Origin of the sequence: Streptomyces sp. NPDC057287 (assembly GCF_042667905.1) — a bacterium.
In the GTDB taxonomy this organism is placed as follows: Bacteria; Actinomycetota; Actinomycetes; order Streptomycetales; family Streptomycetaceae; genus Streptomyces.
In genome coordinates this window covers 214891-240810 of the sequence record NZ_JBHUYV010000012.1, presented here as the reverse complement: position 1 = coordinate 240810, position 25920 = coordinate 214891, and the positions used below count along the sequence as shown (strand labels likewise).

25 protein-coding genes and 1 pseudogene are annotated in these 25920 nt (G+C 69.8%); 17 read left to right on the top strand and 9 right to left on the bottom strand.

From position 1 onward, the window contains the following. Window positions 1-65 precede the first annotated feature (65 nt). The 9 genes from ACFUNE_RS24000 to ACFUNE_RS23960 all read left to right on the top strand — a co-directional run bounded on the left by ACFUNE_RS24000 (window position 66) and on the right by ACFUNE_RS23960 (window position 6531). Entirely contained in the window at window positions 66-1448 is a 1383-nt protein-coding gene (locus ACFUNE_RS24000) for a recombinase family protein (protein ID WP_383571599.1), read from the top strand. Between the two features lie 241 nt (window positions 1449-1689). Further along, complete coding sequence (locus tag ACFUNE_RS23995; RefSeq protein WP_325744806.1) at window positions 1690-1899, top strand: hypothetical protein; 210 nt, start codon at window positions 1690-1692, stop codon at window positions 1897-1899. Further along, window positions 1883-2386, top strand: coding sequence for a DUF6879 family protein (locus ACFUNE_RS23990; protein WP_383571594.1), 504 nt, complete (start codon window positions 1883-1885; stop codon window positions 2384-2386). Before ACFUNE_RS23995 ends, ACFUNE_RS23990 begins: the two co-directional genes overlap by 17 nt. Then, complete coding sequence (locus ACFUNE_RS23985; RefSeq protein WP_383571591.1) at window positions 2383-3216, top strand: helix-turn-helix domain-containing protein; 834 nt, start codon at window positions 2383-2385, stop codon at window positions 3214-3216. Before ACFUNE_RS23990 ends, ACFUNE_RS23985 begins: the two co-directional genes overlap by 4 nt. Before the next feature lie 289 nt (window positions 3217-3505). Next, window positions 3506-3733 (top strand): hypothetical protein, encoded by a 228-nt coding sequence (locus ACFUNE_RS23980; protein WP_383571588.1) that lies wholly within the window; start codon window positions 3506-3508, stop codon window positions 3731-3733. A gap of 706 nt (window positions 3734-4439) precedes the next feature. Continuing rightward, window positions 4440-4622 (top strand): AlpA family transcriptional regulator, encoded by a 183-nt coding sequence (locus ACFUNE_RS23975; protein ID WP_093560596.1) that lies wholly within the window; start codon window positions 4440-4442, stop codon window positions 4620-4622. Beyond that, a complete protein-coding gene (locus ACFUNE_RS23970; protein WP_093560594.1) occupies window positions 4619-4858 on the top strand; it encodes a hypothetical protein in 240 nt (79 codons plus the stop codon). The genes ACFUNE_RS23975 and ACFUNE_RS23970 overlap by 4 nt, the downstream gene beginning before the upstream one ends. 109 nt (window positions 4859-4967) lie before the next feature. Further along, window positions 4968-5831 carry a hypothetical protein gene (locus tag ACFUNE_RS23965; protein ID WP_383571585.1) on the top strand — a complete coding sequence of 288 codons (864 nt, stop codon included), beginning with the start codon at window positions 4968-4970 and terminating at the stop codon, window positions 5829-5831. A 496-nt stretch (window positions 5832-6327) separates the two neighbouring features. Then, window positions 6328-6531: a hypothetical protein gene (locus ACFUNE_RS23960; protein WP_383571582.1), complete on the top strand. Its 204-nt coding sequence runs from the start codon at window positions 6328-6330 to the stop codon at window positions 6529-6531. A gap of 179 nt (window positions 6532-6710) precedes the next feature. On the opposite strand, the gene ACFUNE_RS23955 is transcribed toward ACFUNE_RS23960, so the two are convergent. Further along, a complete protein-coding gene (locus tag ACFUNE_RS23955) occupies window positions 6711-6914 on the bottom strand; it encodes a hypothetical protein (RefSeq protein ID WP_383571579.1) in 204 nt (67 codons plus the stop codon). A gap of 469 nt (window positions 6915-7383) precedes the next feature. Between ACFUNE_RS23955 and ACFUNE_RS23950 the strand changes: the two genes are divergently transcribed. The 5 genes from ACFUNE_RS23950 (at window position 7384) to ACFUNE_RS23930 (ending at window position 10597) form a co-directional block, all read left to right on the top strand. Next, complete coding sequence (locus ACFUNE_RS23950; RefSeq protein WP_329234704.1) at window positions 7384-7605, top strand: hypothetical protein; 222 nt, start codon at window positions 7384-7386, stop codon at window positions 7603-7605. Between the two features lie 3 nt (window positions 7606-7608). Beyond that, window positions 7609-8040: a hypothetical protein gene (locus tag ACFUNE_RS23945; RefSeq protein ID WP_383571576.1), complete on the top strand. Its 432-nt coding sequence runs from the start codon at window positions 7609-7611 to the stop codon at window positions 8038-8040. Between the two features lie 495 nt (window positions 8041-8535). Beyond that, a complete protein-coding gene (locus ACFUNE_RS23940; protein ID WP_383571573.1) occupies window positions 8536-9000 on the top strand; it encodes a hypothetical protein in 465 nt (154 codons plus the stop codon). 161 nt (window positions 9001-9161) lie between these two features. After that, the gene (locus ACFUNE_RS23935) at window positions 9162-9758 is read left to right on the top strand and encodes a hypothetical protein (RefSeq protein ID WP_383571570.1); all 597 of its coding nucleotides are present in this window, start codon (window positions 9162-9164) and stop codon (window positions 9756-9758) included. Between the two features lie 194 nt (window positions 9759-9952). Further along, a complete protein-coding gene (locus ACFUNE_RS23930) occupies window positions 9953-10597 on the top strand; it encodes a hypothetical protein (RefSeq protein WP_383571567.1) in 645 nt (214 codons plus the stop codon). 399 nt (window positions 10598-10996) lie between these two features. Here the strand turns inward: ACFUNE_RS23930 and ACFUNE_RS23925 are convergent. Together ACFUNE_RS23925 and ACFUNE_RS23920 are read right to left on the bottom strand one after the other, a co-directional pair. After that, window positions 10997-11704, bottom strand: a pseudogene (locus ACFUNE_RS23925) (AMP-binding protein); the annotation flags it as partial. Then, window positions 11701-13377: an AMP-binding protein gene (locus tag ACFUNE_RS23920; RefSeq protein WP_383571564.1), complete on the bottom strand. Its 1677-nt coding sequence runs from the start codon at window positions 13375-13377 to the stop codon at window positions 11701-11703. The gene ACFUNE_RS23920 and the pseudogene ACFUNE_RS23925, both read right to left, overlap by 4 nt. Before the next feature lie 105 nt (window positions 13378-13482). On the opposite strand from ACFUNE_RS23920, the gene ACFUNE_RS23915 reads away from it, so the two are divergent. Beyond that, window positions 13483-14328, top strand: a complete 846-nt coding sequence (locus ACFUNE_RS23915) for a response regulator transcription factor (protein ID WP_383571561.1) — start codon at window positions 13483-13485, stop codon at window positions 14326-14328. Window positions 14329-14413: 85 nt separating this feature from the next. Here ACFUNE_RS23915 and ACFUNE_RS23910 read toward each other — a convergent pair whose 3' ends face one another. Continuing rightward, on the bottom strand, window positions 14414-15532 hold the full coding sequence (locus tag ACFUNE_RS23910) for a winged helix DNA-binding domain-containing protein (protein ID WP_383571558.1): 1119 nt from the start codon (window positions 15530-15532) through the stop codon (window positions 14414-14416). 106 nt (window positions 15533-15638) lie between these two features. On the opposite strand from ACFUNE_RS23910, the gene ACFUNE_RS23905 reads away from it, so the two are divergent. Further along, window positions 15639-16508 carry a DMT family transporter gene (locus ACFUNE_RS23905; protein ID WP_383571555.1) on the top strand — a complete coding sequence of 290 codons (870 nt, stop codon included), beginning with the start codon at window positions 15639-15641 and terminating at the stop codon, window positions 16506-16508. A gap of 6 nt (window positions 16509-16514) precedes the next feature. Here ACFUNE_RS23905 and ACFUNE_RS23900 read toward each other — a convergent pair whose 3' ends face one another. Next, a complete protein-coding gene (locus ACFUNE_RS23900) occupies window positions 16515-17546 on the bottom strand; it encodes a glutathione S-transferase family protein (protein WP_383571552.1) in 1032 nt (343 codons plus the stop codon). After that, window positions 17539-19053, bottom strand: coding sequence for an MFS transporter (locus ACFUNE_RS23895; protein ID WP_383571549.1), 1515 nt, complete (start codon window positions 19051-19053; stop codon window positions 17539-17541). The genes ACFUNE_RS23900 and ACFUNE_RS23895 overlap by 8 nt, the downstream gene beginning before the upstream one ends. A 199-nt stretch (window positions 19054-19252) precedes the next feature. Here ACFUNE_RS23895 and ACFUNE_RS23890 point away from each other — a divergent pair, with 199 nt between their 5' ends. Further along, complete coding sequence (locus ACFUNE_RS23890; RefSeq protein WP_383571546.1) at window positions 19253-19654, top strand: VOC family protein; 402 nt, start codon at window positions 19253-19255, stop codon at window positions 19652-19654. Here the strand turns inward: ACFUNE_RS23890 and ACFUNE_RS23885 are convergent. The 3 genes from ACFUNE_RS23885 to ACFUNE_RS23875 are packed head-to-tail and all read right to left on the bottom strand — an operon-like array spanning window position 19651 to window position 25915. Further along, on the bottom strand, window positions 19651-20682 hold the full coding sequence (locus tag ACFUNE_RS23885) for an aldo/keto reductase (RefSeq protein WP_383571543.1): 1032 nt from the start codon (window positions 20680-20682) through the stop codon (window positions 19651-19653). The genes ACFUNE_RS23890 and ACFUNE_RS23885 overlap by 4 nt on opposite strands. Next, entirely contained in the window at window positions 20679-24539 is a 3861-nt protein-coding gene (locus ACFUNE_RS23880; protein WP_383571540.1) for an ABC transporter ATP-binding protein, read from the bottom strand. The genes ACFUNE_RS23885 and ACFUNE_RS23880 overlap by 4 nt, the downstream gene beginning before the upstream one ends. Beyond that, window positions 24536-25915: an LLM class flavin-dependent oxidoreductase gene (locus tag ACFUNE_RS23875; protein ID WP_383571535.1), complete on the bottom strand. Its 1380-nt coding sequence runs from the start codon at window positions 25913-25915 to the stop codon at window positions 24536-24538. Before ACFUNE_RS23875 ends, ACFUNE_RS23880 begins: the two co-directional genes overlap by 4 nt. Window positions 25916-25920: the final 5 nt, after the last annotated feature.

Sequence of the window (25920 nt, the reverse complement as noted above, 5' to 3'; positions counted from 1 at the left end):
CTCCCCGGTCGGTCATCATCGGACGAGCAAACCAGAGCAGGAGAGAGACCCCAGTGGACGTGTGCGTGTACGTCAGGCTGTCCCAAGACAGGCATGGCGATGAGCTCGGTGTGGAGAGGCAAGAGGCCGAGTGCCGCGCCTTCGCCGAGGCGCGTGGCTGGACTGTGCGAGAGGTGTTCTCAGACAACGACATCAGCGCCACGAAGGGGAAGGTTCGCCCCGGCTTCGAGGCCCTACTGATGTCCAAGCCCGAGGCCGTCTTGGTCTGGCATACGGATCGACTGATCCGGATCACGAAAGATCTTGAGCGGGTCATCGAGACCGGCGTCAACGTCCACGCGATCCACGCCGGACACCTTGACCTGTCGACTCCGGCCGGTCGGGCGGTTGCCCGCACGGTCACAGCTTGGGCGTCCTACGAGGGGGAACAGAAGGCCCTTCGGCAGGTCGCATCGAACGTCCAAGCGGCTCGGGCAGGCAAGCCCTACACGGCGGGCATCCGCCCCTTCGGCTACGGCGACGACCACATGACCGTGATCCCCGAAGAGGCCGCCGCAATCGTCGAGGGTGCCCGGATGATCCTTGCCGGTGAGTCTCTGTCTGCCGTGGCCCGAGCCTGGAATGAGGCTGGTCTGATCTCTCCTCGCTCGAAGGCGCAGAGCACGAAGGCGGAGGGGTGGACGCTCCGAGGAGCGAAGAACCTCCTCACCTCCCCTCGGTACATCGGACAGCGCACCTACAGGGGTGACGTCGTCGGCGAGGCGGAGTGGCCCGCGATCCTGGACGAAGCCACGCACTACGCGTGTGTAGCCATCCTGAACAGCCCCGACCGGTTCTCTGGTGGACGCCGTACCGGCCGAGTGCCCGGAACTCTGCTCGCCGGTATCGCGCTCTGCGGCGAGTGTGGCGAGACGGTCAATGGCCGTGGCTACCGAGGGGCACCCGTCTACGGGTGCAAGGCGACGCACACCAGGACTCCCCGAGAGCTCGCCGACAAGCGGGTCGGTAACTCCGTCCTGGCAAGGCTGGTCTTCCCCGACTTTCTGCCGTCCATCTTGGCCGCGAACGCCGAGCAGGACGGCGACTCGGCAGGGCTGCACATGGAGGCGACGAACCTCCGCGAGCGGCTCGACGGCTTGGCTCTGGCCTACGCCGAGGGGGCGATCAGCCTGTCTCAGATGACGGCCGGTACCGAGGCGATCAGGGCCAAGCTCGACACCGTCGAGGGCAAGCTGACGAACGTCACCGGCCTGCCTCCCATCGACTCCGTGGCGGGCATCGCTGGGCTCATCAAAGGGTGGCCGAACACCCCGCTCCCGACCCGTCGAGCATGGGTGGACTTCACCTTGGTCGTCACGCTCAACCCGGCGCGAGGCAGGCACGCGAAGAACATGACGATCGAGGATCACGTCACGGTGGAGTGGAAGGACGTAGCGCCGAACGCGTAGGCACTACGCAACGGCCGGCTGGGAGGCGGAGCCGAGCGGCCTGCCGGACCATGTGGCCCCGTTCCCTCACGCCGAGGGGGCGGGGCTCTCCGCGTTCCCCTCGAAGCCCTGGGCGCCCCTCTGGGCGCCTCAGTTCATGCAGAGACGTGCATACCCGCGTTCATGGGTAGACGGCCGTGGGTGGCGCTCGTACGGTCGTTGTCAACGGGCCCGACAGGGGCCGCAGACCAGGGGGTTACGCATGGCTGAGCGTGCAGGGCTTACCCGACTCACCGGCAACGGGAACGGCGAGTGCGGACAGGGCGACTGCCCGAACGTCTACCGCACCGCGTCCGGCTCGTTCGTGGTGCAAGGCGATGTGTCCGGCGCCTTCACTCCGCCGCAGGGGGAAGGGCTTGTGGAGATCCCCGAGAGCGTTCTTCGGGAGGCTGTCCGTGCTCTTGGATGGTGACGACTGGCAGGCCAAGTTCCGCGACTTCCAGACGGAAGCGTGGCGACTGGAGACCCTGCCTCAGTACCTCGTACAGCAGGAAGCCGAGGAGTTCGAGGCGTTCAAGGCAGGGGCCCGGTTCCCTGGCCCTTACTCGGACTCCTGGACGGACATGGTCCGCACCCGGAACGTGGGGCGCGTCCACATCGTGCGTCGGCCGTTGAGCGACTACCTGCGCTTCGAGTTCGAGCGGTACTACCAGCACCAAGCACCGGCAGGAGAGGACATCCGCATCCTCGACCTGACGGACCGGCCCAACCCGCTACCGGACGACGTCGGCGACTACTGGATGTTCGACCGTTCCACGGTCGTGCTCATGCGCTACGAGGACGACGGCAGGCAGATTGGCCGAGAGCTCTACGAGGGCGATCCGGCGCCGTTCATCGAGTACCAGCGCCTCGCCGTCGCCGAGTCGGTTCCCTTCCTGGAGTACGTGAAGAGCGAGTGACGTTCGAGCCCGAGGAGCTCGGCAAGTCCCGGCAAGAGCTGGGCTCCATGCTCCGAGATCTACGCAAGGCGGCCGGTCTCTCAGGGGACCGGCTCGCCGCGCGTTGCGCCATGTCTCAGTCGAAGGTGAGCCGCATCGAGAACGGGCAGACCCGCCCGACCCTCGTTGACATCGAGGCGCTTCTGATCGCCCTCGAAGCTCCGCCCGAAGTGGTGGCGGAAGTGTCCGCCCTTACCCGTACGGCGAACACCGAATGGCAGGACGCGCGAGGGCTCCGCCGGAAGGGGCTCGACAAGAAGCAACGGGAGTTGGCCGGGCTCGAAGCGTCGTCGGCAGAGTTCCGGTTCTTCCTGCTCTCGATGATCACCGGCCTACTCTCGACCCCGGAGTACATCAGAGCGAGCCTGGCCCACATCCCCGGCGACCACAGCAAGGCCATCGCCCGGAAGCTGGAGCGACAGGAAGTCCTGTACGACCGCTCGAAGCGGTTCACCTTCCTACTGACCGAGCAGGCGGCACGGTCCCCGTTCCTTGCTGCCGACGCGATGGCCGTACAGCTTGACCGGCTCGCCTCCCTCACGCATCTGCCGAACGTGCGCCTCGGCGTGATCCCGATGGAAACCCCGCTACCGGGATGCCCCTTGAACACCTTCACGATCTACGACGGCCGGCTGGCCACGGCGGAGATGTCCACGGGCGTCATGGTGTTCCGCGATGCAAGGGACGTGCGGGCGTACGCCGAGGAGTTCGCCGGGTACGAGGGACGCGCCCTGTTCGGCGAAGAGGCGAGAGCGAAGCTCGCCGACTGGTCCGCCGCCTGCCGTGCATGAGTTCATGCCACAACGCGACTGAACCGCACCCTCGACCGCGTCTCAGGCGATTCTCATCCCGAGACACGCAACCGGGGAGGTCGCACGGAATGAGCGCACGACAGACGACGATGTCGGGACCGGTGAACCTGGCGCTTCCGCTCCCGCCTCCCGAAGCGGCGGTGAACTGCGAAGTGTGCACGGCACTGGTCGAGCAACGACAGGCGGCGCGGGACAGAGGGGACCTGTCGGCGGCGACAGACGCCGATGTGGAGATCCGCAACCACCCGCATCGGACGAGGAGGGGGCGTTGACTCGCTCCATCGTCCGCTTCGTGAAGCACCGGATCACCCAGCACCCGGATACTGACGTCACCTTCGAGGCCGAGTGTCTGGCGTACGAGTGTGAGTGGAAGGCGTCGCCCTCGACGGACGGCGCGGCCGTCGACATCGAGTGCATGAGCCATACCGGCCGAACGGGACACGGGAGCTTCCGGCGCCTCTGCACTTCTTTCGCTCTCGTCGAGCGGGCCGAGTAGAGCCCCGGCACACCTTGGGACGGCGAGCGAGACTCCGAGGCGTGCCGGTTGCAGAGCCCCTGTCGGCCTCCCCCGTGGCTGGCAGGGGCTCCTGTGTGAGCCGCGTCTCTCTTTCGCGATCGATGCGGACTGGCAGGGATCGAGCTCCGTATCAGTAAGTAGAGAGCGAGCGAAGCGAGCGACCGACCAAGCGGCAGGAGTGGCGTCAGGTAGCGCCTCCGGCGCCCATCGCCGAAGTATCGAAGCGTCTTGCTCGCCGTCGAGACCCTGGCCGCAGAGCGTGACTGGCGTCACGCAGGCTCGACCCTGACAGACCATGATCGTTCTCCCACCAGTAAGTAAAGGGAGCGAGGCGCAGCCGAGCAACCCCGGCGCTGAGCGTGACTGGCGTCACGTCGAAGGCGTCCTGACTTCCGACCCGCTCGTCCCGGACTTGTAAGCAGAGGGAGCGAGCGCAGCGAGCGACCAAGCCTCGTAGACGCTGGGCCCCTGGCGGGGCCGCAAGCCGAAGCCACTTACCCCAAACCTTCAACGACAGGGCCTCTCTCACCCTGCCATCCCCGAGTCGAGCCCGGTCCTACTCCGCCGGTTGCTCCTCACAGTGAAGCCCTGCCGACACCTCCCGCCTCCTGGGTTGTCGGCTGGGCTTCTCTCATTTGCTCTCAACAGAACATCACCGCTGTCTACCTGAAGGGAGGTCCCGCAAGTGGATCTCGATGGGAAGTACCTGACCACCCCGGAAGCCGCTCGTCGGCTCGGCATCGCTCCGGCAACGATGAGGGTCTGGCGCTCGGAAGGGCGAGGCCCCGCGTACGTGCGCGTCGGCGGAACGATCGTCTACCGCGAAGACGTCATCGCCCGTGCCGTCAAGGAACGTGACGCTCGATGAACCGACGCTCTACCGGCCACTGGGTACCCACTTCGGTCGCGGCCGAGTGGCTGGGCGAACCACACACGTTCGTCCGTCTGTTCGCCTTCCACTGTCGAGTGGAGGGGAAGTTGCCGGAAGCCGTCCACCACGACAAGACGATGCACCCCGCGACCGCACTGAACACCGAGCACATCTACGAGCACTGGGGCGACTGGAGCGCGGCTTACGCCGCCTGGCGCAGACGTCGTCACTGACCCCGAGCCGGCAGTTCCGGCCGACCACGACTCACCCCTGAACCACACGCCCTCTGGCCCCATGCCAGGGGGTTTCTGCATACACATCAACCGAAGGAGCACAACCACAGTGGCTACCACCAAGACGACGACCAAGTCCTTCGCCGACGCCATCGCGGCGGCCGAGCGTGACGCCGCCCTCAAGGCGAGCAAGGCACAGGCAGAGCTCTCCGAGCTCCGCGACGACATCGAGCGATGGAACGACGAGTACCACGAAGCCGCCGCCCGAGTGAGCGCAATGCGAGGCCGCTTCGCTCGTGGTGTCGAGACGGCTTCGGCGCAGGAGTTCGCCGAGGCGCTGGCCGCTGAGGAGCGCGCAAAGCTCCTCGCGAACAAGCACGTCGACAACCGCGACCCTGACGGCGAGGACCCGCGTATCCAGCGCGCCGAGCGCGCCCTTCCCCCGTCCGACAAGAAGGTGGCGAAGGCGGTGGCGTCCGCTCTCCTGGAGGCGAACACCTTCCCTGCCGCGCAGGTGTTCTCGACCTTTGCCGACGTGCGCGCCCTCGTGCCGACCGAGGCCGACGCTCCGGTCCTGATCGTCAGCCAGTCGGAAAGCTCCTGGGATGGCACGTACACGGACCGGCAGTACAAGCGCCGGGACATCGTTCCTGGCGTCACCTACAGCGCAACGGTCACCGTCACCCTGTACCGACGCCCCGAGCACCGCGACATCGTCCCTGAGCGCATCGTCCGGGCCCTGCGGAAGGTTGGCGGAGAGGTTCTGAACCCCGACTCCCTGAACGTCCTCATGCGGAGCGTGGGGGACGGCTTGGAGAAGGATGAGGTCCGCTTCACTGTGAAGCAGATCGAGGACCCGAACGTCGACCCCGAGCTGAAGGCTCGGCGTGACGACTGGTACGCGTCCAGGCGACCCACGCTGTCCACCGGCCCGCAGAGCGGCATGGACATCTTCATGGGCCTGGGCCGATGAGCCTCTGATCGGCCGTTGAGTGTCGCCCCTGGAATGGTCCGCTTCCGGGGGCGGTGCTGAACGGCCCGATCAAGGGCTGTCACGCACAGGAGGCAACCCCGCATGACAGTCGTCGCTCTCGTCGCCTACATCGCCGCTCTCGTCACGCTCGTACGTACAACCGCCGATCTGCTCGTCACACCGGGAGCACCGGCGCGTAAGACCGACTGACCAAGCTCGACCAACAGAGAGGCGCCCCGTCACGCAGGGGGCGCCTCTTCGTCATGCCCCAAGGAGGAAACCACCAGCATGAGTAAGACAACGATCTCCGTCCGCCACACCGACGTCACACGCGAGCAACTCGCAGAGATTCAGCGCATGACCGGCAGTACGACGACAGCCGAAGTCGTCACACAGGCGCTCGACCTCTACCTGTCGTACCTGAAAATGCCTGCCGGAACGCCCTTTGTGGCGACCGGTCACACGTGTGTCCGACCGGCGCGAGGGAGTGTCACGCATGAGTCGTAAGACATACCTCGACGTCCGCAAGACAACGGCACCCGAGCTGTCGAACCTGCCGGTCGGCACCATTGTCGAGTTGCCGGTAGGTACCGGCCGACTCCTCTTCCGTCACACAGCCGACGGGCGCTACTGCCCCGTCTCCGGCTCGGGTGTACCGGCCTGGTTGCTCGTCGAGGTGGCCGAGATGCTGGCGCCGTGACCACGCTTCGCTCGGCCAGCGCCCTACCCGCTCGTCGAGCGCAAGGAGCCCCCTCTCGCTCGGCAAGACGCCACCCCTGGCCAACCACCAGGGGACCGAGACTTCACGTTCAAGGCAAGTCAGACGACAGACCCTTGAACGCCGCATGCCCCCACCACAAGGCAGGGGCAGACGGTAGGTCATTCGCGCTTCTTCCTGAACTCATCCGCTACAGCGCGGATGGACCGGACAGCCACGACGGCCTTCTTGGCGATCGGTGGAATCCGGTCGAGGACTCGCTCGAACACCACCAGCGCGGCCATTGTGACCGCACCGACGATCGCCCAGTATTCAGTATTCATTTTCACTCCAGAAAAAGAAATTTTGACGTTGTCACCCGCCAAGATTTCTTCTCCTTTCCGGCGTCTGACGATACAGCAGCTTGCCCCTGGAGCGCCAACACGCAGGTGAAGGGCATGATTTCGAGGGTGAGAAATGGCAGCCATTACGCCGCTCACTCCCGAAGAGATTGACGCCCTGGAGCCCCAATACCTCGGACCTGCCTGGCAGAAGGACACCTTCGACCGTTCGAAGCTCCCCGAGATCATGCTCGGTTGTCAGATTGCCGACTGGTGCGAAGTTGGCCGGATCAGTCAGCATCATGTAGAGACTCTCTTCCGCCTCTTCGAGGCGCACCGTAGCTCACGCCGCGCGACGGCGGTTGAGCTGGCCACTCCGAGAGAGGCCGCCATCCCGAGGGGCTGGCAGGGGAAGCCGAGGGCACCCAGAGCGTGAACGGACACGCGATCAACCATCACCGCGCCGAGGCGTAGCTACGTGCTGCCTCGGCCTCTTGAAGGAGGTCGCACACCCGTGCCCAAGACCAACCCCGCCGCCCCTTCCTGGGTCGGCCATACGTCCCGCTACCTCACGCTCCCCGCGAGCGATCCGTTCCGGCTCTCCCCTCGGAAGCTGGCCCGGAAGTGCTCCATCCCCGCAGCCGAGTTCGAGTCCGGGCTTCGCTCCCTTCAGGAAGAGGGGTTCCTCCGGCGCCTCGGATACGACACCTGGCAGCTCGCCCGGCCGGTGCGGTGACCCGTGCTGGAAGACCTGTTCCCCAAGACCGAGGAGAACCGAGCCAGGCTGCGGAAGCGCGGGTACGCCCTGGCGGCCGAGCACTACCCGCCGACCGGGCAGGCGTCCCGGTGGTACGCCGACGTGATCCAGTGCGTACCTCGCAGCGGCCAACTGGTGGCGAAGCAGCTCGCCCGGCTCTGCGGCGAGGACTCCCGCGTAACCGTGCCGTGGCGCTCCCTGGCCGACGCAGTGGGCGTCCGGGACAGCGCCGCTCGAGAGCGCGCCTACACCGAGCGAGGCGTTCAGGCGCTCGTCGAGTCCGGGTGGCTGACGGTCGAGACGATCGGCGCCAAGCGTGGAGCGAAGACGACGTTCAGTCTGGAGCCCGGAGACCGGGCCACGGAGTGGCTGGGCTGGGTCGACGTTGGCGGCTGGCTCGACGAAGCGGCCTGAGAACTTTTGGCCAGAGTAGGAAGCCCCTGCTCGTCGAGAACTTTTGGCCAGAGTAGAGAGCCCGGCGCTCAGCCGATCCACTCCGAGTTTTGGCCAGAGTAGGAGTCCCTCGCCTGCTGAGAAGTTTTGGCCAGAGTAGGAAGTCACAGAGTCAGAGCACGGTCGTGCTCGGCTCCTGGCGGAGCCTCCGCGCGGACCGACACAGTCCGTCTTCGGCAACGGCGAGGCGAAGCCTCGAAGCGTCTCCACCTGAGCCCGGCCGGTAGGCCGGGACTTCCCGAAGCTGCCTTGCCCGCTTGTTCTCTGGGGCCGTAGGCCCCACTTCCCGAAGCCGCCTTGCGCTCTTCGAGGACTGCCTCCTGTCGGCTCCTGGCGGAGCCTCGGGCTCGCAGTGCATCACCTACATCCCTTCGCCGTCGCGTACATCCCGTACGCCGCTGGCTCTCTACTCAGTGCCGCAGACAGGCGGCCCTACCCAAGGAGGTAATCCACCCCATGAACGACTACTCCCCGATCGTCGCCGCCGATGGACGCAAGCTGTGCGGCATCGAGTCGTGCGGCCGTCCGCATCGCGTGCGCGGCCTCTGCTTGGCGCACGGTCAGCGTGTCCGCGTGCACGGCGATCCGCAGGCCGACAAGCCGTTGCGCTCCCATTCCTCGCGTCCCTGGAAGGGCGACGACGTCTCGTATGTCGGTGCCCACAACCGCGTGACTCGCGCTCACGGCAAGGCTGCCGAGTGGAAGTGCGCTTGCGGCTGCGGCCGACAGGCAACCGATTGGGCGTACCTCGGGACCGATCCGGCGGCGAAGGTCGACGAGACCGGCTGCCTGTACTCCGTCAGCCCTGACCACTACGCACCATTGGCGAAGTCGTGCCATCGCAGGTTCGATGCATGGCAGGCGCAGCGCCGTACCGGCGTGCCTCTGGGCGCAGCCATCATCGAGGCGATGGCCGCTTGAGTCGACCGGGCCCTGGCATTTTTCGGGGCGATGCGTCGATGCCTGGCTTCAGTCCGAGGTCAGGCACCCGGCCCCCCGCAGATCGGCCGGCTGGCGCAGGCCGGTAACCAAGCCGCACAAAACCAGTACGAGTTGGCCCGCCTTGTCGCCACACTGAAGGGATGGATGAACTGTATGTGGTCAGGCACCTGCCGACCTGGCATGAGGAGCCGGAGCCGGACGACGAGTACGACAACGGCACGGACCACAAGACTCTGTACGCCCTCTTCGGGCTGGCCATCTACAAGGCCAACGTTCTTGAACACTCGCTCGTGAACTTGCTCGCGCTCACCAAGATTGTCACGGCAAGGGAGCAGGGAGAGCAGCTCATGCGTGACCCCTGGGCTCAGGGCTTCAAGGACATGATGGGCAAGCTCATCAAGCGCGTCGAGGCGCACACCAGCGCCTACCCGGAAGTCGGCAACGACCTCACAAACAGCCTGAAGCGGCGAAACTTCCTGGTTCACAACTTCTGGCGCGAGCGCATCCAAGAGATGGTCGCCGAGGCGAGCCGGGCCAAGCTGTGCGCAGACCTGAAGGCGGACTGCCGACTGTTCACTCAGACGGATGAGCGCTTCAGCGAGAGGGTCCTTCACCCCGTGATGGAGAGCGTCGGGGTCACGGCCGAGGACATTCAAGCCGAGTACTTGAAGGAGCGCCGCGAGGCGATGGCGCGCTACGGGACCGGGGCGTTCACGGCCGAGGAAGAGTCGGCATGACCAACCTGCGATCTTTGGGGTGCTGGCGCCGGGCTGGCCGCTGAACCGTCGGCCCGGACGCTGCGTTCCCTGCATCCTGAACCACGCCGCCGAGTACGGGTACAACAACCTGGCAGGTGAGCGCTTCGGCTTGGCCAAGCTCGGTCTGCTGTAGTCTGCCCGCCGCCACCCACCGTTGATGTTGAATCAGTGACATGGAGATTCTTGCGGCGAGTTGGTGGGAAGAAGGAAGCGTCTTTCAGTTCCTCATCCCTCTCATTGTTGGCGTTCTTGTGGGCGTGCTCGGAGTCTGGGCGACGCTCAGAGCGTCCCACCCCAAGCGGGTGTTCAACTGGTGGACCCACTCGAACAAGCCGCTCGTCGGCCGCGAGCTGGGTGGTGGCCCGGACGACGGCCTGACCCTCCACTTCAGGCACATTCCGCTTGAAGCGCCGCGCATCATCGAGCTCGCGCTTGCGAACCAAGGTCGACGTGACATCACTGCGGCCATGTTTCACAACGACGACCCGATCGAGTTTGAACTGGGAGCGCGCGTAATCGGCATCGTGGAGCTTGCGAGCACGCCGGAGGGAACGTCCGTTCCGAGGGTCACCCACGAGGATGTGGCCATCGTGGGCCGGCAGGTCTACGCGGACACATGGTTGCGGGTGGCACCATCCCTCCTTCGGCGTGGGCAGACGGTACTGGTCACTCTGCTGGTTGACGGCCCGGCCGAGGATGTGAAGTGCGTCGCCTCTCCTCTGGTAGACGTCAAGACCGCTTCTCGGCCGCCCGGCGCCAACATTTCGTTTACAGGCATTGCGCTTCAAGTCGCTTCATCAGTCATTCGGGTGCCCTGAGCGACCTTGAAACCGTGGCAAGATCCTGGCCGGTAAGACTTGGCGGTGAAGAAGAACGCTCCCAGGGGGTCACTCCCCACCCCCCTTGGCCGTGCCCTACCACCCCGCGCCGCGCACATGACCGAGGGCGCGAGCAGACGGCGCCGAGCGACGACGAGAGCGCGAGCGGGCGGGAGAAGCCCGGCGGCTCGCTCAGCGGCTGGCAGGCAGGCGCTCAGCAGCTCGGGCAGTCGGACGTCAGACAGACCTGAGCCCCGGCTCTCTCGCACATCACGCGAGGGGCCGGGACTCTTTCTGTCGTTGTGGGCTGCGTCACATTCCACTCCCTGGGACTTGACAGGCGCTCAGCACCCATGGCGTAGTCATCTCGTCAGCACGTACCCCCAAGGCGAACCACTCGAAACAGTGGTAGAAGGGCACGGGCAGGCAGACCCGGTCCTGCTCGGTGTAGGCGACCATCTCCCCCACGAAGTAGCCGTTGTTGAGGATGTTGTGGTGCGAGAGCGTGGCCCCCTTGGGGAAGCCGGTGGTTCCTGAGGTGTACTGGATGTTGATCGCGTCGTCGCACGACAACTCGGCTTCGCGCGAGGCCAGTTGCTCCGGGGTCACGGCTTCCGCGGCGGTGGTCAGCTCGTCCCAGGACGGATCACCGATGTAGTGCACGGACCGCAGCCCGGGGCAGTCGGGGCGGACCTGCGCCACGAGGGCGCGGTAGTCGCTCGTGCGGTGGGCGAGCGAGGCGACCAGGACGGAGATCCCCGCCTGCTTGAGCACGTACTCCAGCTCGTGCGCGCGGTAGGCAGGATTGATGTTGACCATGACGGCGCCGATACGCGCCGTCGCGTACTGGACGAGGACCCATTCGGGGCAGTTGACCGCCCAGATGCCGACCCGGTCGCCCTTGGCCACCCCGGACGCCATCAGCCCGCGGGCCAGCTCGTCGACGGCGGCACCGAACTCCGCGTACGTCCACCGGCGCCCCGACACGACGTCGACCAGGGCCTCCCGCTCCCCGAACGCCTCGACCGCACGGTCCAGGTTGCGCCCGATGGTGTCGCCGAGCAGGGCCGTGGTGCTCGTGCCGTGCGCGTAGGAGAGGCCGCTCATCGCAGGTCCCCCTCGTCGAACTCGGTGCCGGTCCCCTGCGCCGTCCGTTCGCGCAGCTCGATCCTGCGGATCTTCCCCGAGACGGTCTTGGGCAGGTCGGCGAACTCCAGCCTGCGGATGCGCTTGTACGGGGCCAGCACCGACCTGGAGTGCTCGAAGAGCACCTTGGCCGTGCCGGGACCCGGCTCCCAGCCCTCGGCGAGCACGACGTACGCCTTCGGCACGGAGAGCCGCACGGGGTCCGGAGCGGGCACGACCGCCGCCTCCGCGACCGCCTCGTGCTCCAGCAGGGCGCTCTCCAGCTCGAACGGCGAGATCTTGTAGTCGGAGGCCTTGAACACGTCGTCGGCCCGTCCCACGTAGGTGATGTAGCCGTCCTCGTCCCGTGCGCCGATGTCACCCGTGCGGTAGTAACCGCCCGCCATCGCCTCCGCCGTGCGCTCGGGGTCGCCGTGGTAGCCCGTCATCAGGCCGACCGGGGCCGCGGACAGATCGAGGGAGATCTCTCCCTCCGCCGCGCCGGCCTCACCGGAGACCGGGTCCAGCAGCTCGACCCTGAATCCGGGGCTGGGCCGCCCCATGGAACCCGCCTTGAGCAGCTGCCCCGGTGTGTTGGCCACCTGTACGGCGGTCTCCGTCTGGCCGAAGCCGTCGCGGATGGTGACACCCCAGGCGCGCCGCACACTCTCGATGACCTCGGGGTTGAGCGGCTCGCCCGCCGCGACGGCCTCGCGCGGCGGCGTACTCAGCTGCGTGAGGTCGGCCTGGATGAGCATCCGCCAGACCGTCGGCGGGGCGCAGAAGCTGGTGATCGCCGAGCGGTCCATCTCCGCCATCAGCCGGGCGGCGTCGAACCGGGTGTAGTTGAAGATGAAGACGGTGGCCTCGGCGCTCCACGGCGCGAAGAGGTTCGACCAGGCGTGCTTCGCCCAGCCGGGTGAGGAGATGTTGAGATGGACGTCTCCGGGCTTCAGGCCGATCCAGTACATCGTGGACAAGTGACCCACGGGGTAGGAGACATGGGTGTGTTCGACGAGCTTGGGACTGGCCGTGGTGCCCGAGGTGAAGTAGAGCATCAGGGGCTCACCGGAGTCCGTCTCGCGGTCCGCCGTGAAGCTCTCCGCAGCCTCGTCGGCCCCTCCGTAGGAGAGCCAGCCCCCGACCTCGGGGCCCACGGCGATCCGGGTGTAGTCGCCGGGCACCTCGTCGAACTTCGCCGCGTCCGCCGACCGTACGAGGACGTGGCGGACCCCGCCGCGCTCGACCCGGTCACGCAGGTCCACCGGTCCCAGCAACGGGGTGGCGGGGATGACGACGGCGCGCAGCTTCATCGCCGCCAGCGCCGTCTCCCACAGCTCCACCTGGTTGCCGAGCATGACGAGGATCCGGTCGCCCGCGGCCACGCCCTGTTCCCGCAGCCAGTTCGCCGCCCGGTCGGAGCGGGCCGCCATCCGGGCGAAGGAGACCTCGGTGCGCCCGCCGTCCTCCTCGACGATGTGCAGGGCGGTGCGGTCGTTGCCCTCGGCGATGACGTCGAACCAGTCGAGTGCCCAGTTGAAGTGGTCGGGCCGGGGCCAGCTGAAGCCCTCGTACGCCGTGGTGTAGTCCTCACGGTGCTCGATCAGAAAGTCCCGGGCCGCCCGGAACGCCTCCGTCGCACTCGTTGCCGGCATGTGCCCTCCTCGTCGCGAACCCGTCCTTTAACATCATGCGAACAGTGACCCAGATCTCACCACCCCCGAACAGGGGTGGGGCCGACGGAGCGGGGAGTCAGCGGCGTGCCGGAACCGGGCGAGGCGACCGAACTGCGGGCCGCTCTGCTGAGCCTGCGCCGGACCAGCGGGCTGCCGGTCGTCTTCGGCGGGCTGCTCTCCGACGCCCGCCACGCGCGGATCGCCGAGCTGAGCGGGGCGCAGACCCCCGCGCTGCGCGGGCTCGTCATCTCGGCGGGGAGCGGGCTCGGCGGGAAGGCGATCGCCCTGTCGCGGCCGTGCGCGGTCACGGACTACCCCTCGTCGCGCCACATCAGCCACGAGTACGACACGGCCGTCGCGGCGGAGGGCCTGCGCTCGGTCGTCGCGGTCCCCGTCGTCGTACGCCGGACCGTGCGCGGCGTGCTGTACGGAGCGCTGCGCGAGCCCCTCACGCTCGGGGACCGCACGTTCGACGCGGTGGCATCGGCGGCCAGGGACGTGGAGCAGGCCCTGGCCGTCCGCGACGAGGTGCAGCGGCTCCTGGCGTCCACCCGGGAACGGATCACCGATCCGGGCACCGGAGCCGGCACCTGGGAGGACGTCCGCGAGGCGCACCGCGAGCTGCGCGCCCTGGCCCCGAAGATCGTGGACCCCATGTTGCGCGACGAGCTGCTCGCGGTGTGCGGGCGGCTGGCCTCCGCCGCGGGACCGGATCGCGGACCGTCCGCCGGGCGGGTACGGCTGGCGCCGCGCGAGGTGGATGTGATCGCCTGCGTCGCGTCGGGAGCGACCAACGCCACGGCGGCGGAACGTCTGGGGCTGCGACCGGAGACCGTGAAGAGCTATCTGCGGTCCGCGATGCGGAAACTCGGGGCGCACACCCGGCTGGAGGCCGTGGTGGCGGCCCGCCGCGCCGGGCTGCTGCCGTAGCCGCCGAGGGGCGTGACGCCGTGACCCGGTCGGGCGGTCCGAGGTGACTCACTCCCCGTGACGCCCCCGAGTGGACCGAGGCGGCTCACTCCCCGAAGTCGACGAACGTGGCGAACCGCACGTCGTGGGCGGGGGGCCGGGTCATCACGCCCAGCATGTCCACTGCCTCCTGGGTGATCGCCTCACGCGTCGCCGGGCCGAGGTCTCCCAGGGCCTGGACCGTGACGATCGCGTCGTCCGCGGTCTCGTCGAGGCGCCAGAGCGCCGCCAGGAAGCCGTCGGCCAGGACGGTCCCGTAGGACTGGTTGCCCACGCCGTTGCGCCCCTTGTACGCGGTCGGGATCACCCGGGTGCGGTCGGCGTGGCCGAGCAGGACGTTGTCGAACTCCGGGAGGAAGCGCGGCGGGGCCGGGGTCTCCGGGTCGGGGCGGGGGGCGTCGGGCAGGTCGAAGAGCTCGACGCCGTGCTCGTCGCGGAAGGTGACGAGACCGGGCCGCAGGCGCTCGAAGACCTCCCGCATCCGGGTGAGCCCGGCCCACATCTGCAGATCCTTCACCGACGCCGGTCCGAAGGCACCCAGGTAGCGGAGCACGATCGCGTCGGGCGAGGCCGCCGGCCGCGGCGGGCTGCCCAGCCAGTGCTCGGCGGTCGTGAGCGCGACCTGCCCGCTGCGGCCCCACAGCCCCCGGGGCGTGACCTGGACCAGCGGCAGCCGGCACCGGGCGGCGACCCCGAGGGACTGCGGGTCGGCGTCCGGCCAGCGGAGGCGCAGCTCCTCCCGCAACTCCTTCATGGTGCGCGGACGTTCCTCGACGAGCTCCCTCGCGAGCGAGGCGAGCCGGTCCAGGTCCACCCCGGCGAGCCCGCTCCGGAACATGTTCAGCTCCCGATCGCGTGCCGGCTGGACCAGGGGGCGCAGGGTGAGGGCGTCCTCGGCGGTGTGGGTGTGGATGGTGGAGCGAAGGGTGACGATCCTGACCACCTCGCGGGACTCCATCAGCGCCGAGAGCGCGGCCGGGTCGAAGCCTTCCAGCCGGGAGAACAGCTGGAAGTAGGGCGGCCTGGTGTTCTGGGCCTGCAGGCCGACCAGTCGGCCGACGGCCTCCTTCACCGGCACGGCCGTGCGGCTGAGCAGCAACTGGCGCTCCATCGTCGCCCTGTTGAGCGCGCGGGTGGAGAGCACGGGAGCGTTCATGGCGGCCATGGTCCGCAGACTACGCGGAGCCCTCGCGGCACCGGCCCGGAACGGGCGACACCCCCACGGTCCGCTCCACCACGGACAGCGGGGCGTCCGCCCGCATGATGGGGCGGTGATCAGTGTCCTGTTCGCCGTCCTGACCGCTCTCAGCAACGGCACCGCCTCGGTTCTGCAGCGTCGCGCCGCCCTGGAGGTGCCCGACAGCGAGGCGATGCGCCTGTCGCTGATCGGGCATCTGCTGCGGCAGAAGGTGTGGCTCGGCGGGATCGGGCTCGTGATCGTCGCTGCCGTGTGCCAGGCGGTGGCGCTGGCCACGGGGCCGATCGCCGTGGTGCAGCCGATCTTCGTGATCGAGCTGCCCGCGACCCTGGTCGTCGCCGGGTTCGTCATGCGGGTGGGGGTGCCCCGCCCGGTCTGGGCCGGGGTGGCCGCCGTGACGGCCGGCCTGGCGCTCGGCATGGCGGCGGCGGCGCCGGTCGGCGGCAGCGACGACGTCCAGGGGGCGGCCTGGATCCCGGCACTGGTGGGGACCGGGCTCTTCGAGGCCGCGCTGATCGCCGCGGCGCTCGGCACCTCCGGCAACGCCCGGGCCGCGCTGCTGGGACTGGCCGCCGCCTGCGGGTACGCGCTGACCGCGGCCCTGATGAAGGACGCCATGTCGCGGCTGGACAGCGACGGCGCCGTCGGCCTGCTGACGGCGTGGCAGCTGTACGCCACGGCGGCGGCCGGCGTGGGCGCGCTGTTCCTCCTTCAGAACGCGCTCCAGGCGGGCTCGCTGGTGGCGGTCCAGCCGATGCTGACACTGGGGGACGCGCTGATCAGCATCACCTACGGGGTGACGCTGTTCGGTGAGGAGCTGCGGACGGGGTGGTGGCTGCTGCCCCAGCTGGCCGGGCTCGCCCTGATCGCCGTCGGCTGCGTCGTCCTCGCCCGCTCCCCCCTGGCGACCGCGAACGCCGCGCCGGCGCCGCGCGTGGAGTGAACCCGGTCAGGGGCGCCCGCGCGCCGGGACCTGCTCGCCCGGCGGCACCGGGCCGGGCGGGGTGCCGTCACCGAACGGGCGGCCGCCCAGCTGTTCCCGGTGGTGCGGGGTCAGCCAGCCGGACAGGTCGGGGCCGAGCGGCACGATGCCGGTCGGGTTGATGCCCGTGTGCACCTGGTAGTAGTGCCGCTTGATGTGGTCGAAGTCGACGGTGTCGCCGAAACCCGGGGTCTGGTAGAGGTCGCGGACGTACGCCCACAGGACGGGGTCCTCGGCGATCTTGGAGCGGTTGCACTTGAAGTGCCCGTGGTAGACGGCGTCGAAGCGCACCAGGGTGGTGAACAGCCGGATGTCCGCCTCGGTGATCGTGTCCCCGACCAGGTAGCGCTGCCCTGCGAGGCGTTCGGAGACGAGGTCCAGGCGGCGGAAGACATCCACGTACGCCGCCTCGTACTCGCCCTGTCCGGCGGCGAAGCCCGCCCGGTAGACGCCGTTGTTGACGTCCCGGTAGACGCCCTCCATCACCGTGTCGATCTCGTCGCGCAGCGGCTCCGGGTAGAGGTCGGGGGCGCCGGGGCGGTGCAGCGCGGTCCATTCCGTGGCCAGGTCGAGTGTGATCCGCTGGTAGTCGTTGGTGACCAGGGCCCGGGTCGGTACGTCGACGACCGCGGGCACGCTGACCCCTCCCGGGTAGCCGCGCTCACGTGCGTCGTACGCCTCGCTCAGGTACCCGATGCCCAGTACCGGGTCCTTGCCGCCCTCGTCGAGGGTGAAGCGCCAGCTGCGGTCGTCCTGGACGGGGTCGGTGACGGCCAGGGAGAGGGCGCTCTCCAGGCCCAGCAGGCGCCGCGAGACGAGGGCGCGGCTCGCCCAGGGGCAGGCCCGGCTGACGACCAGCCGGTAGCGGCCGGCCTCGACGGGCCAGCCGTCACGGCCGTCTGCCGTGATGCGGTCGGCGAAGTGGCTGCGGGAGCGCTTGAAGGGCTTGTGGCCGTAGGAGGTGTTCCCGTCCTGCTCCCGGTCCTCGGTGTCACTCATGGTGTTCCCTTCGGGCATCGGTGGCATCGGCCCCCGTGGCGTCGGACGTCTCGGAACGTCTCCTTCCCCGTCTGCCCGCCACGACGTCGGCGAGCGCCACGATCAGGCCCGCGAGGACGAACGCGACCGAGACGAGGAGCCCGTGGTCGTAGGCCGCGGCCCAGTCGCCGGGGCCGAGCTGCGCGAAGAAGACCGAGCCCACCGCGGCGATGCCGATGGACGAGCCCACGCGCTGGCTGGTCTGCAGGGTGCCGCCGGCGCTGCCCGCGTTGTTCACCGGCACCTCGGAGAGGGTGAGGGTCTGGTTGGGCGCGATGACGAGTCCGCTGCCCAGCCCGGCCAGCAGCAGCGGGGCCGCCATCGCGAGCCCGGCGCCCCTCCCCGGCACCAGGTGCGCGGCCAGGGCGGTGAGCCCGAGCCCGACGGCCACCATCGTCAGTCCTACGACGATGAGGGGCCGGCCGAAGCGGCCGACCAGCCGGCCGCCGATGCTCGCCGACGCGCCCGCGCCCAGGGCGAACGGGGTGATCGCGAGGCCGGCCTCCAGGGCGCTGTAGTGCAGCCCGGACTGGAGGTAGAGGGTGCTGATGAAGAAGATCGAGGTGAATCCGGCGAAGTACAGCAGGATCATCAGGCAGCCGAGCCAGAACGACCGGAGGCGGAAGAGCGAGAGGTTCAGCACCGGCTGGATGTTCCGTCGCGCGCAGCGGGCCTCCCAGGCGACGAACACCGCCAGCAGGACCGCGGCGACCGGGACGAGCAGCCACTTGCCGTCGCCGGGCCACTGCTGGGCCTGGACGAAGGGCAGCAGCAGGGCGAGGACCCCCGCCCCGAGCAGCAGGACGCCGACGGGGTCGAGGTCGCGTGGGCGCACCCGGCCCGCCGAGGGGGTGTCGGGGAGGAGCCGTCTGGCCAGCAGGAGGCAGACGATCCCGATCGGCAGGTTGACGTAGAACACCCAGCGCCATCCCTCCTGAGCCCCGGCCCCCTGGATCAGGAGCCCGCCCAGGAGCGGGCCGACGGCGGTGGAGATGCCGACCACGGTGCCGAACATGCCGAAGGCGCGGCCCCGCTCCCGTCCGGAGAACATCTGCTGGATGAGCGCGGAGATCTGGGGTGAGAGCAGCCCGCCGGCCGCCCCCTGGAGGAGCCGGGCGACGACGAGCCAGAGACTGGACTGGGCGGCCCCGCAGGCCGCGGAGGCCAGCGTGAAGAGGGCCAGACCCCACATGAACACCGCGCGGCGCCCCCGGGCGTCGCCGAGGCGTCCGCCCGGGACGAGGACCAGACCGAAGGCGAGTGCGTAGCCGGACAGCACCCACTGGAGGTCGGACTCCGGGGTGTCGAGCCCCTCCTTGATCGACGGCAGCGCCACATTGACGATGGAGACGTCCAGGAGCGTCATGAAGCCCGCCACCAGGCACACGGCGAGGGCACGCCAGCGACGGGGGTCGGAGGGACCCGGATCGGAAGAGCCTGTGTCCCGGTCCCCCGCGCTTGCTGCCATGATCCGCACCCTAGGCCGAGGTCGGCCGATCGTCGTCCCGGGCGCGCCGGGCGCCCGGATGTCGCGCGCCTGCGGGCCGCCCGGCCCGGGTGCCGGCCCCCGGGAAGCCGTGGCGGGCCCGTCCGCCATCAGCCTTCCCACGGAGACGTTGCCCTGCGGATCCCGGCGTGTGACGCCCCATCGGGGGTAGCGATGGAGCATGACTGTCGGGAAAACGAGCGTTCTGGTCCTGGACTGTGCCGAACCCATGGAGCTCGCGCACTTCTACGCGGCTCTCCTCGACGCGGAGACGCGGATCGGGAGCGATCCCGACTTCGTCGAGATCGTCGGCAACACCGGTGTGCACCTCGCCGTCCGGCGCGACCACGGCTACGCGCCGCCGAGCTGGCCGCGCCCGGAGGACTCCCAGCAGGCGCATCTGCGCATACTGGTGGACCCGGGAGACATGGACGAGGCCGAGCGCGAGGCGATAGGCCTCGGCGCCCGGCCCGTGGACACGGGCGACAGCAACAGCGGCCCGCGTGACGTCCGCGTCTACACGGATCCGGCCGGGCACTCGTTCTCCCTGTCCGTGTATCCGGCGCGGCAGCCGGAGAGCTAGGGTCGCCGCCGCAGCGCTGATTCGGTGAGCGACGGCGGGACGTAACCGGAGTCGCGTGCCGACAGGTTGGTGCCGGGCGGGACGATCTCGTCGATCCGGTCGAGGACGTCCTGGCTCAGCTTCACCTTGTCCGCGCCCAGCTGGCTGTCCAGCTGTTCGAACGTGCGCGGACCGATGATCGCCGACGTGACGGCCGGGTGTTCGAGCACGAAGGCCAGGGCGAGCTGCACGAGGGTGAGTCCCGCCTCGTCGGCGAGGTGCGCCAGGGCCTCCGCGGCGGCCAGCTTGGCCGCGTTCTCCGGTGCGGAGATGTCGAAACGGGCGGCCTGGCCCGCGGTGCGGCTCGACGTGGGCTGTTCGGCGCCGGTGCGGTAGCGGCCGGAGAGCCAGCCGCCGGCCAGCGGGCTCCAGGACAGCACCCCCAGACCGTAGCGCTGGACGACCGGCAGGACCTCCCGCTCGATGCCCCGCGCGAGCAGGGAGTACGGGGGCTGTTCGGCGACCACGCGTTCCCGTCCCCTGCGCTCGGCGAGCCACTGTCCCTCGACGATCGCGGACGGCTCGAAGGTCGAGGTGCCGATGTAGCGGATCTTGCCCTGGTGGACGAGGTCGGAGAGCGCGCCGAGGGTCTCGTCGAAGTCGGTGTCCGGCTCGGGGCGGTGCACCTGGTAGAGGTCGATCCAGTCGGTGCCCAGCCTGCGGAGGCTGTTCTCGACCTCCTGGATGATCCAGCGGCGGCTGTTGCCCCGTTCGTTGGGGCCGTCACCGAGACTGCCGTGGAATTTGGTGGCCAGCACCACGTCGTCGCGCCGGCCTCCTGCGAGGGCCTTGCCGACGATGGTCTCCGACTCGCCCGCGGAGTAGACGTCGGCGGTGTCGACGAAGTTGATGCCCGAGTCCAGCGCGTGGTGGATGATCCGGACGCTGTCGTCGTGGTCGGGGTTGCCGCGGGGGCCGAACATCATGGTGCCGAGGGCCAGCGGGCTGACCTTCACGCCGGTGCGCCCGAGGGTGCGGTACTCAGTCATCGTGCGTTCTCCTTGACGAGTTCGTCGGTGGTGGGGTGGCCGGTGGGTCCGTCCGCCGGTGAGGGGTTCCCGGTCTGCCGGAACGCTTCCCACAGGCGGTGGTAGGTCCCGCGCGCGGCCAGCAGCGCGGTGTGGGTGCCGCTCTCGACGACGGTTCCGGCGTCCAGGACGACGATCCGGTCGGCGCGGGCGGCGGTCGTCAGCCGGTGGGCGACGACCACGGTCGTACGGCGCCGGGACAGCAGCTCCGTGGCCGCGGCGACCCGGCGTTCGGTGGCGAGGTCGAGGGAGGACGTCGCCTCGTCGAGCAGCAGGACGTCGGGGTCGACGAGCTCGGCCCGGGCGAGGGCGAGGAGCTGACGCTGCCCGGCGGACAGCCCCCTGCCGCGCTCCCCCACCGGCTGGAGGTAGCCGAGCCGCAGACCGGCGATCATCTCGTGCGCGCCGACGGCGCGTGCCGCCGCCTCGACCTCGGCGTCGGCGGCGTCCGGTCGCCCGTAGGCGATGGCGTCCCGGACGGTGCCGCTGAAGAGGTGTGCCTCCTGCGGGACGAGACCGAGTCGCCGCCGGAAGGCGGCCAGGTCGAGGTCGCGCAGGTCCTGGCCGTCGACCCTGACGGTCCCCGCGGTCGGATCGTAGAAGCGCGCGAGGAGCTTGACGACGGTGGACTTGCCCGCTCCGGTGGCGCCGACCAGCGCGACGGTCTCGCCGGGGGCGATGCGCAGCGAGAGCCCGTGCAGGACCTCCTGGCCGCCGCCGCCCGCGTAGCCGAAGGACACCCGGTCGAACTCGACCTCCCCGCGCAGTCCGCGGACGGCCCGGGGGTGTGCGGCGGGCGGGGTGCCGGCCGGGGTCCGCATCAGCGTGCGGAGCCGGCCGAGGCCGATGACCGCCTGCTGGTAGCCGTCGAAGACCTGGGAGAGCTGCTGGATCGGCGAGAAGAACAGCTCGACGTAGAGGAGGAACGCGATGAGGGTGCCCGCGCTCAGCTCGCCCGTGCCGACCCGGCCCGCGCCGATGACGAGCACGGCGGCCGTGGACAGGGTGCCGAGGAACTCGACGAAGGGGAAGAAGGTGCCCATGTAGCGCTGGGCGCGCAGGCGTGAGGTGCGGAAGGACCAGGCGAGCCGGGCGAAGTCGCGGGCGTTGCGCTCCTCGCGGCGGAAGGCCTGGGTGACGCGGATGGCGTTGACATTCTCCTGAAGGCAGGCGTTGACGGCGCTGACGCGCTCGCGTGCCTCGCGGTAGGCGGGCACGGAGTGGTGGCGGAACACGGCGGTCGCGCCGAGCAGCACCGGTAGGGCGACGAGCAGGACGAGGGCCAGCCCCGCGTCGATGGTGAGGAGCGTGATCAGGACGCCGAGGATGGTCAGCAGGCTCACCACCGCGGTGATCAGGCCCGTCTGGAGGAAGTTCGACAGGGCGTCCACATCGGTGGTCATCCTGGTCATGATCCGGCCGGCGGGCTCCCGCTCGTAGTAGTCGAGCCCGAGACGCTGGAGCTGCGCGAAGGTCTTCACCCGCAGGGTGTAGAGGAGGCGTTCGCCGGTCCGTCCCGTCGTGCGGACCTGGGCGACGCCGATCAGCCAGTTCACGGTGACGACGACGGCGGCCGTCACGGCGGCCGCGAGGAGCACGCCGCCGGCGTGGAGGGCGACACCGTGGTCCACTCCGTGCCGCACGAGGACGGGCACGGCGATCTGGGCCGCGGCGTCCAGCGCGACCAGGAACAGGCCCAGCAGCAGGGGGACCCGCAACGGCCGCAGCAGGGTGCCGAGGTGGAAGTCGGGGTCGGCGGCCACCGCCTGTGCGGTGGGGACCTCCGGGTCGGCGGCGGGAAGCGGCATCCGGGCGAGGCCCGCCATCAGTTCGGCGCTCGGCGGAGCGGAGCCGAGCACTCCGCCGCCGGGCCCGCCCCGCCCCGGCCCCGATGTGGCGGCGGCTTCGGCGAGGGCGTGGGCGGCGCGTACGGCGGTGCCCTCCTCGGCCTCGGCGTCCGCGCCCTCGGCGCGCTGCCACAGGTGCGCGGTGACCCCGTCGGCCGGGGGCGCGGCTTGCGGCTCGGCTTCTTCCTGCGCCGTGTCGGCGGTCGAGAGCAGGGTGCGGAAGAGCGCGGAGCGCGAGCGGAGTTCGTCCAGGGTCCCGGTGTCCGCGATGCGTCCGCCGTCGAGTACGGCGATGCGGTCGGCGAGCTCCAGCGTCGATCTGCGGTGCGCGACGAGCAGGGTCGTCCGGCGGCGGGTTCCCTCGTGCAGGCCGGCGTGGATCTCGGCCTCGACCCGCGCGTCGATGGCCGAGGTGGCGTCGTCCAGGACCAGGACGGCCGGATCCCCCACGAGGGCACGGGCCAGGGCGAGACGCTGACGCTGGCCTCCGGAGAGCGTCAGCCCCTGCTCGCCCACCACGGTGTCGTAGCCGAGCGGCAGCCGCTCGATGAACTCGTCGGCGCGGGCGGTGCGGGCCGCCCGGCGGATCTGCTCGTCCGTGGCGTCCGGCAGGCCGTACGCGATGTTGGCGCGCACGGTGTCGGAGAGCAGCAGGCTCTCCTCGAAGACGAACCCGATGCGGGAGCGCAGCGAGGCCGCCCTGAGCGCGCGTACGTCGACACCGCCCAACCGCACGGAGCCTGACGGGACGTCGTAGAAGCGGGGCAGCAGGGAGGCCGCGGTGGACTTCCCGCATCCGGCCGGGCCGATGAGGGCCACGGTCTCGCCGGGGCCCACGTCGAGGCTGAAGCCGTCCAGCAGCGGTTCGGAGTCCCCGTAGGCGAAGGTGACGTCCTGCCAGGAGAGGGACGGCGGCTCGTCGGGCAGGTCGAGGGCGTGGGGTGCGTCGGTGATCACCGGTGCCTCGTCGACGACTTCGAGGACGCGCTCGGCGCCGGCACGCGCCTGCTGCCAGACGGTGAGGAGGGTCGCCACCTGGCGTACGGGGGTGACGAAGGAGCCCAGATACGTGGTGAACGCGAGGAAGGTGCCCAGCGAGATCCGGCCGTGCAGGGCCATCCAGCCGCCGAGGGCGAGGACGGCGACCTGGCCGAGGGCGGGCACGGCCTGGAGCGCCGGGTTGTAGCGGCTCGTGAAGCGGACCACGCGCAGCCGGGAGGCGAACAGTCCGCGGGCCCGGTCCTCCAGCCCGGCGAGCTCCCGGGCCTCCTGGCCGAAGCCCTTGACCACCCGGACCCCGGTGACGGTCGCCTCGACGGCGGAGGCGACCTCGGCGGCCTCCTGCTGGGCGTGCCAGTTGGCGGGGAACAGGTCGCGGCGGCTGCGCAGCGCGATGAGGTACAGCAGCGGGCCGACGACCACGGCGACCACGGTCAGCAGCGGTGAGAGCACCGCCATGAAGACCAGGGAGACGAGGAACATCAGGACGTTGCCGGTGAGGTTGGGCAGGAACTGCAGCAGGGTCTGGATCAGTGTGATGTCGGAGATCGACCGGCTGACCACCTGTCCGGTGCGCAGATCGTCCTGCTGGGCACCGCCGAGCCTCAGCAGCGCTGCGAAGGCGTCCGTGCGGAGGTCGTACTGCACACCGAGGGAGAGCCGGCCGGAGCGGTAGCGGCGGGTGAAGCTCGCCCCGAAGCGGGCTGCTCCGAGGCCGGCGAGGAGGGCGATCCACGGCAGGAGGGGTCCCGCGCCGCTCCCCGCCACTCCGTCGACGACATGACGGAGGACGAGGGGCAGGGTGGCGGTCGCGACGGCGGCCACCAGGGCCGCTCCGAACGCGAGGAGCAGGTCGGTGCGGTGGCGCAGGCAGTACGCCAGCATCCGCCTGGCCCATCCGGGCGGCGGGGGCGGCAGCTCGCCGGACCGCGCCGTCCGCACCCGTCGGTCGGGGTCGGGACAGTCGGTCACCGGGCCCCCGCCGTGGCCAGACCGATGCCGGTGTGGCCCTCGGCGGTGTCGACGGTGTCGAACAGCCGGTTGGCGGGCCTGGGCAGTCCGTAGTGCTCGCGCAGGGTGGTCCCGGTGTACCCGGTGCGGAACAGGCCCCGCTCCTGGAGGATCGGGACGACACGGTCCACGAAGACCTCGAGACCGGAGGGGAGCACGGCGGGCATGATGTTGAAGCCGTCGGCCGCGCCGCTGTCGTACCAGTGCTCGATGGTGTCGGCGACCTGCTCGGCGGTCCCGGCGAAGGTGCGGTGGCCGCGCCCGCCCCCGAGCCGCCCGATGAGCTGACGCACCGTCAGCCGCTCGCGCCGGGCCAGCTCCACGACCAGGGTGTAACGGCTCTTGGCCCCCTCGATCTCGTCCTCGTCGGGGAGGTTCGCGGGGAGCTCCCTGTCGAGGTGGAGCTCGGACGGGTCGAGCTTCAGTGTCCGGGCCAGCTGGCGCTTGGCGTACTCCGGGACGATGAGCCGGTCGAGCTCGGCGTCCAGCTCCAGCGCCTCGGCCTCGGTGTCACCGATGACCGGGACGATGCCGGGCAGGATCTTGATGCCGTCGGGGTTGCGGCCCAGCGCCTCGGCGCGCCGCTTGACGTCCTTGTAGAAGGCGACCCCCTCCTCCAGCGTCTGCTGCGCGGTGAACACCGCCTCCGCGTAGCGGGCGGCGAAGTCCTTGCCGCTCTCGCTGGATCCGGCCTGCACGAGCAACGGGTAGCCCTGGGGCGTGCGTTGCACGTTGAGCGGGCCGTCGACCCGGAAGAACTCGCCGGTGTGGCCGATGCTGCGGACCCGGTCGGCCAGCGCGTGGACCCCGGCCTCCTTGTCGGCGACGACCGCGTCGTCCGCCCAGCTGTCCCAGAGTTTCGTGGACACCTCGACGAACTCGGCGGCGCGCCTGTAGCGGTCGCGGTGCAGGGGCGTGTCGTCGAGGCCGAAGTTTCGGGCCGCGTCGGCGCCGGCGGTGGTGACGATGTTCCAGCCGGCCCGTCCGCCGGATATGTGGTCCAGCGAGGCGAAGCGGCGGGCCAGGTTGTACGGCTCGTTGTAGCTGGTGGAGGCGGTGGCGATCAGGCCGATGCGCTCGGTGACCCCGGCGAGCGCGGTGAGCAGCACGGTGGGTTCCAGCTTGGCGGCGGGACGCCGCCCGGGGTCGCCCATGAGGACGGGGCCGTCGGCGAGGAACAGGGAGTCCAGGAGGCCGCGTTCGGCGATGCGGGCCAGGTTCTTGTAGTGCTCAAGGTCGGAGTTGGCCTCGGCGTGGCTCCCGGGGAGCCGCCAGGACGCCTCGTGGTGACCGGTGGACATCAGGAAGGCGTTGAGATGGAGCTGCTTGCGCGGCATGGGTG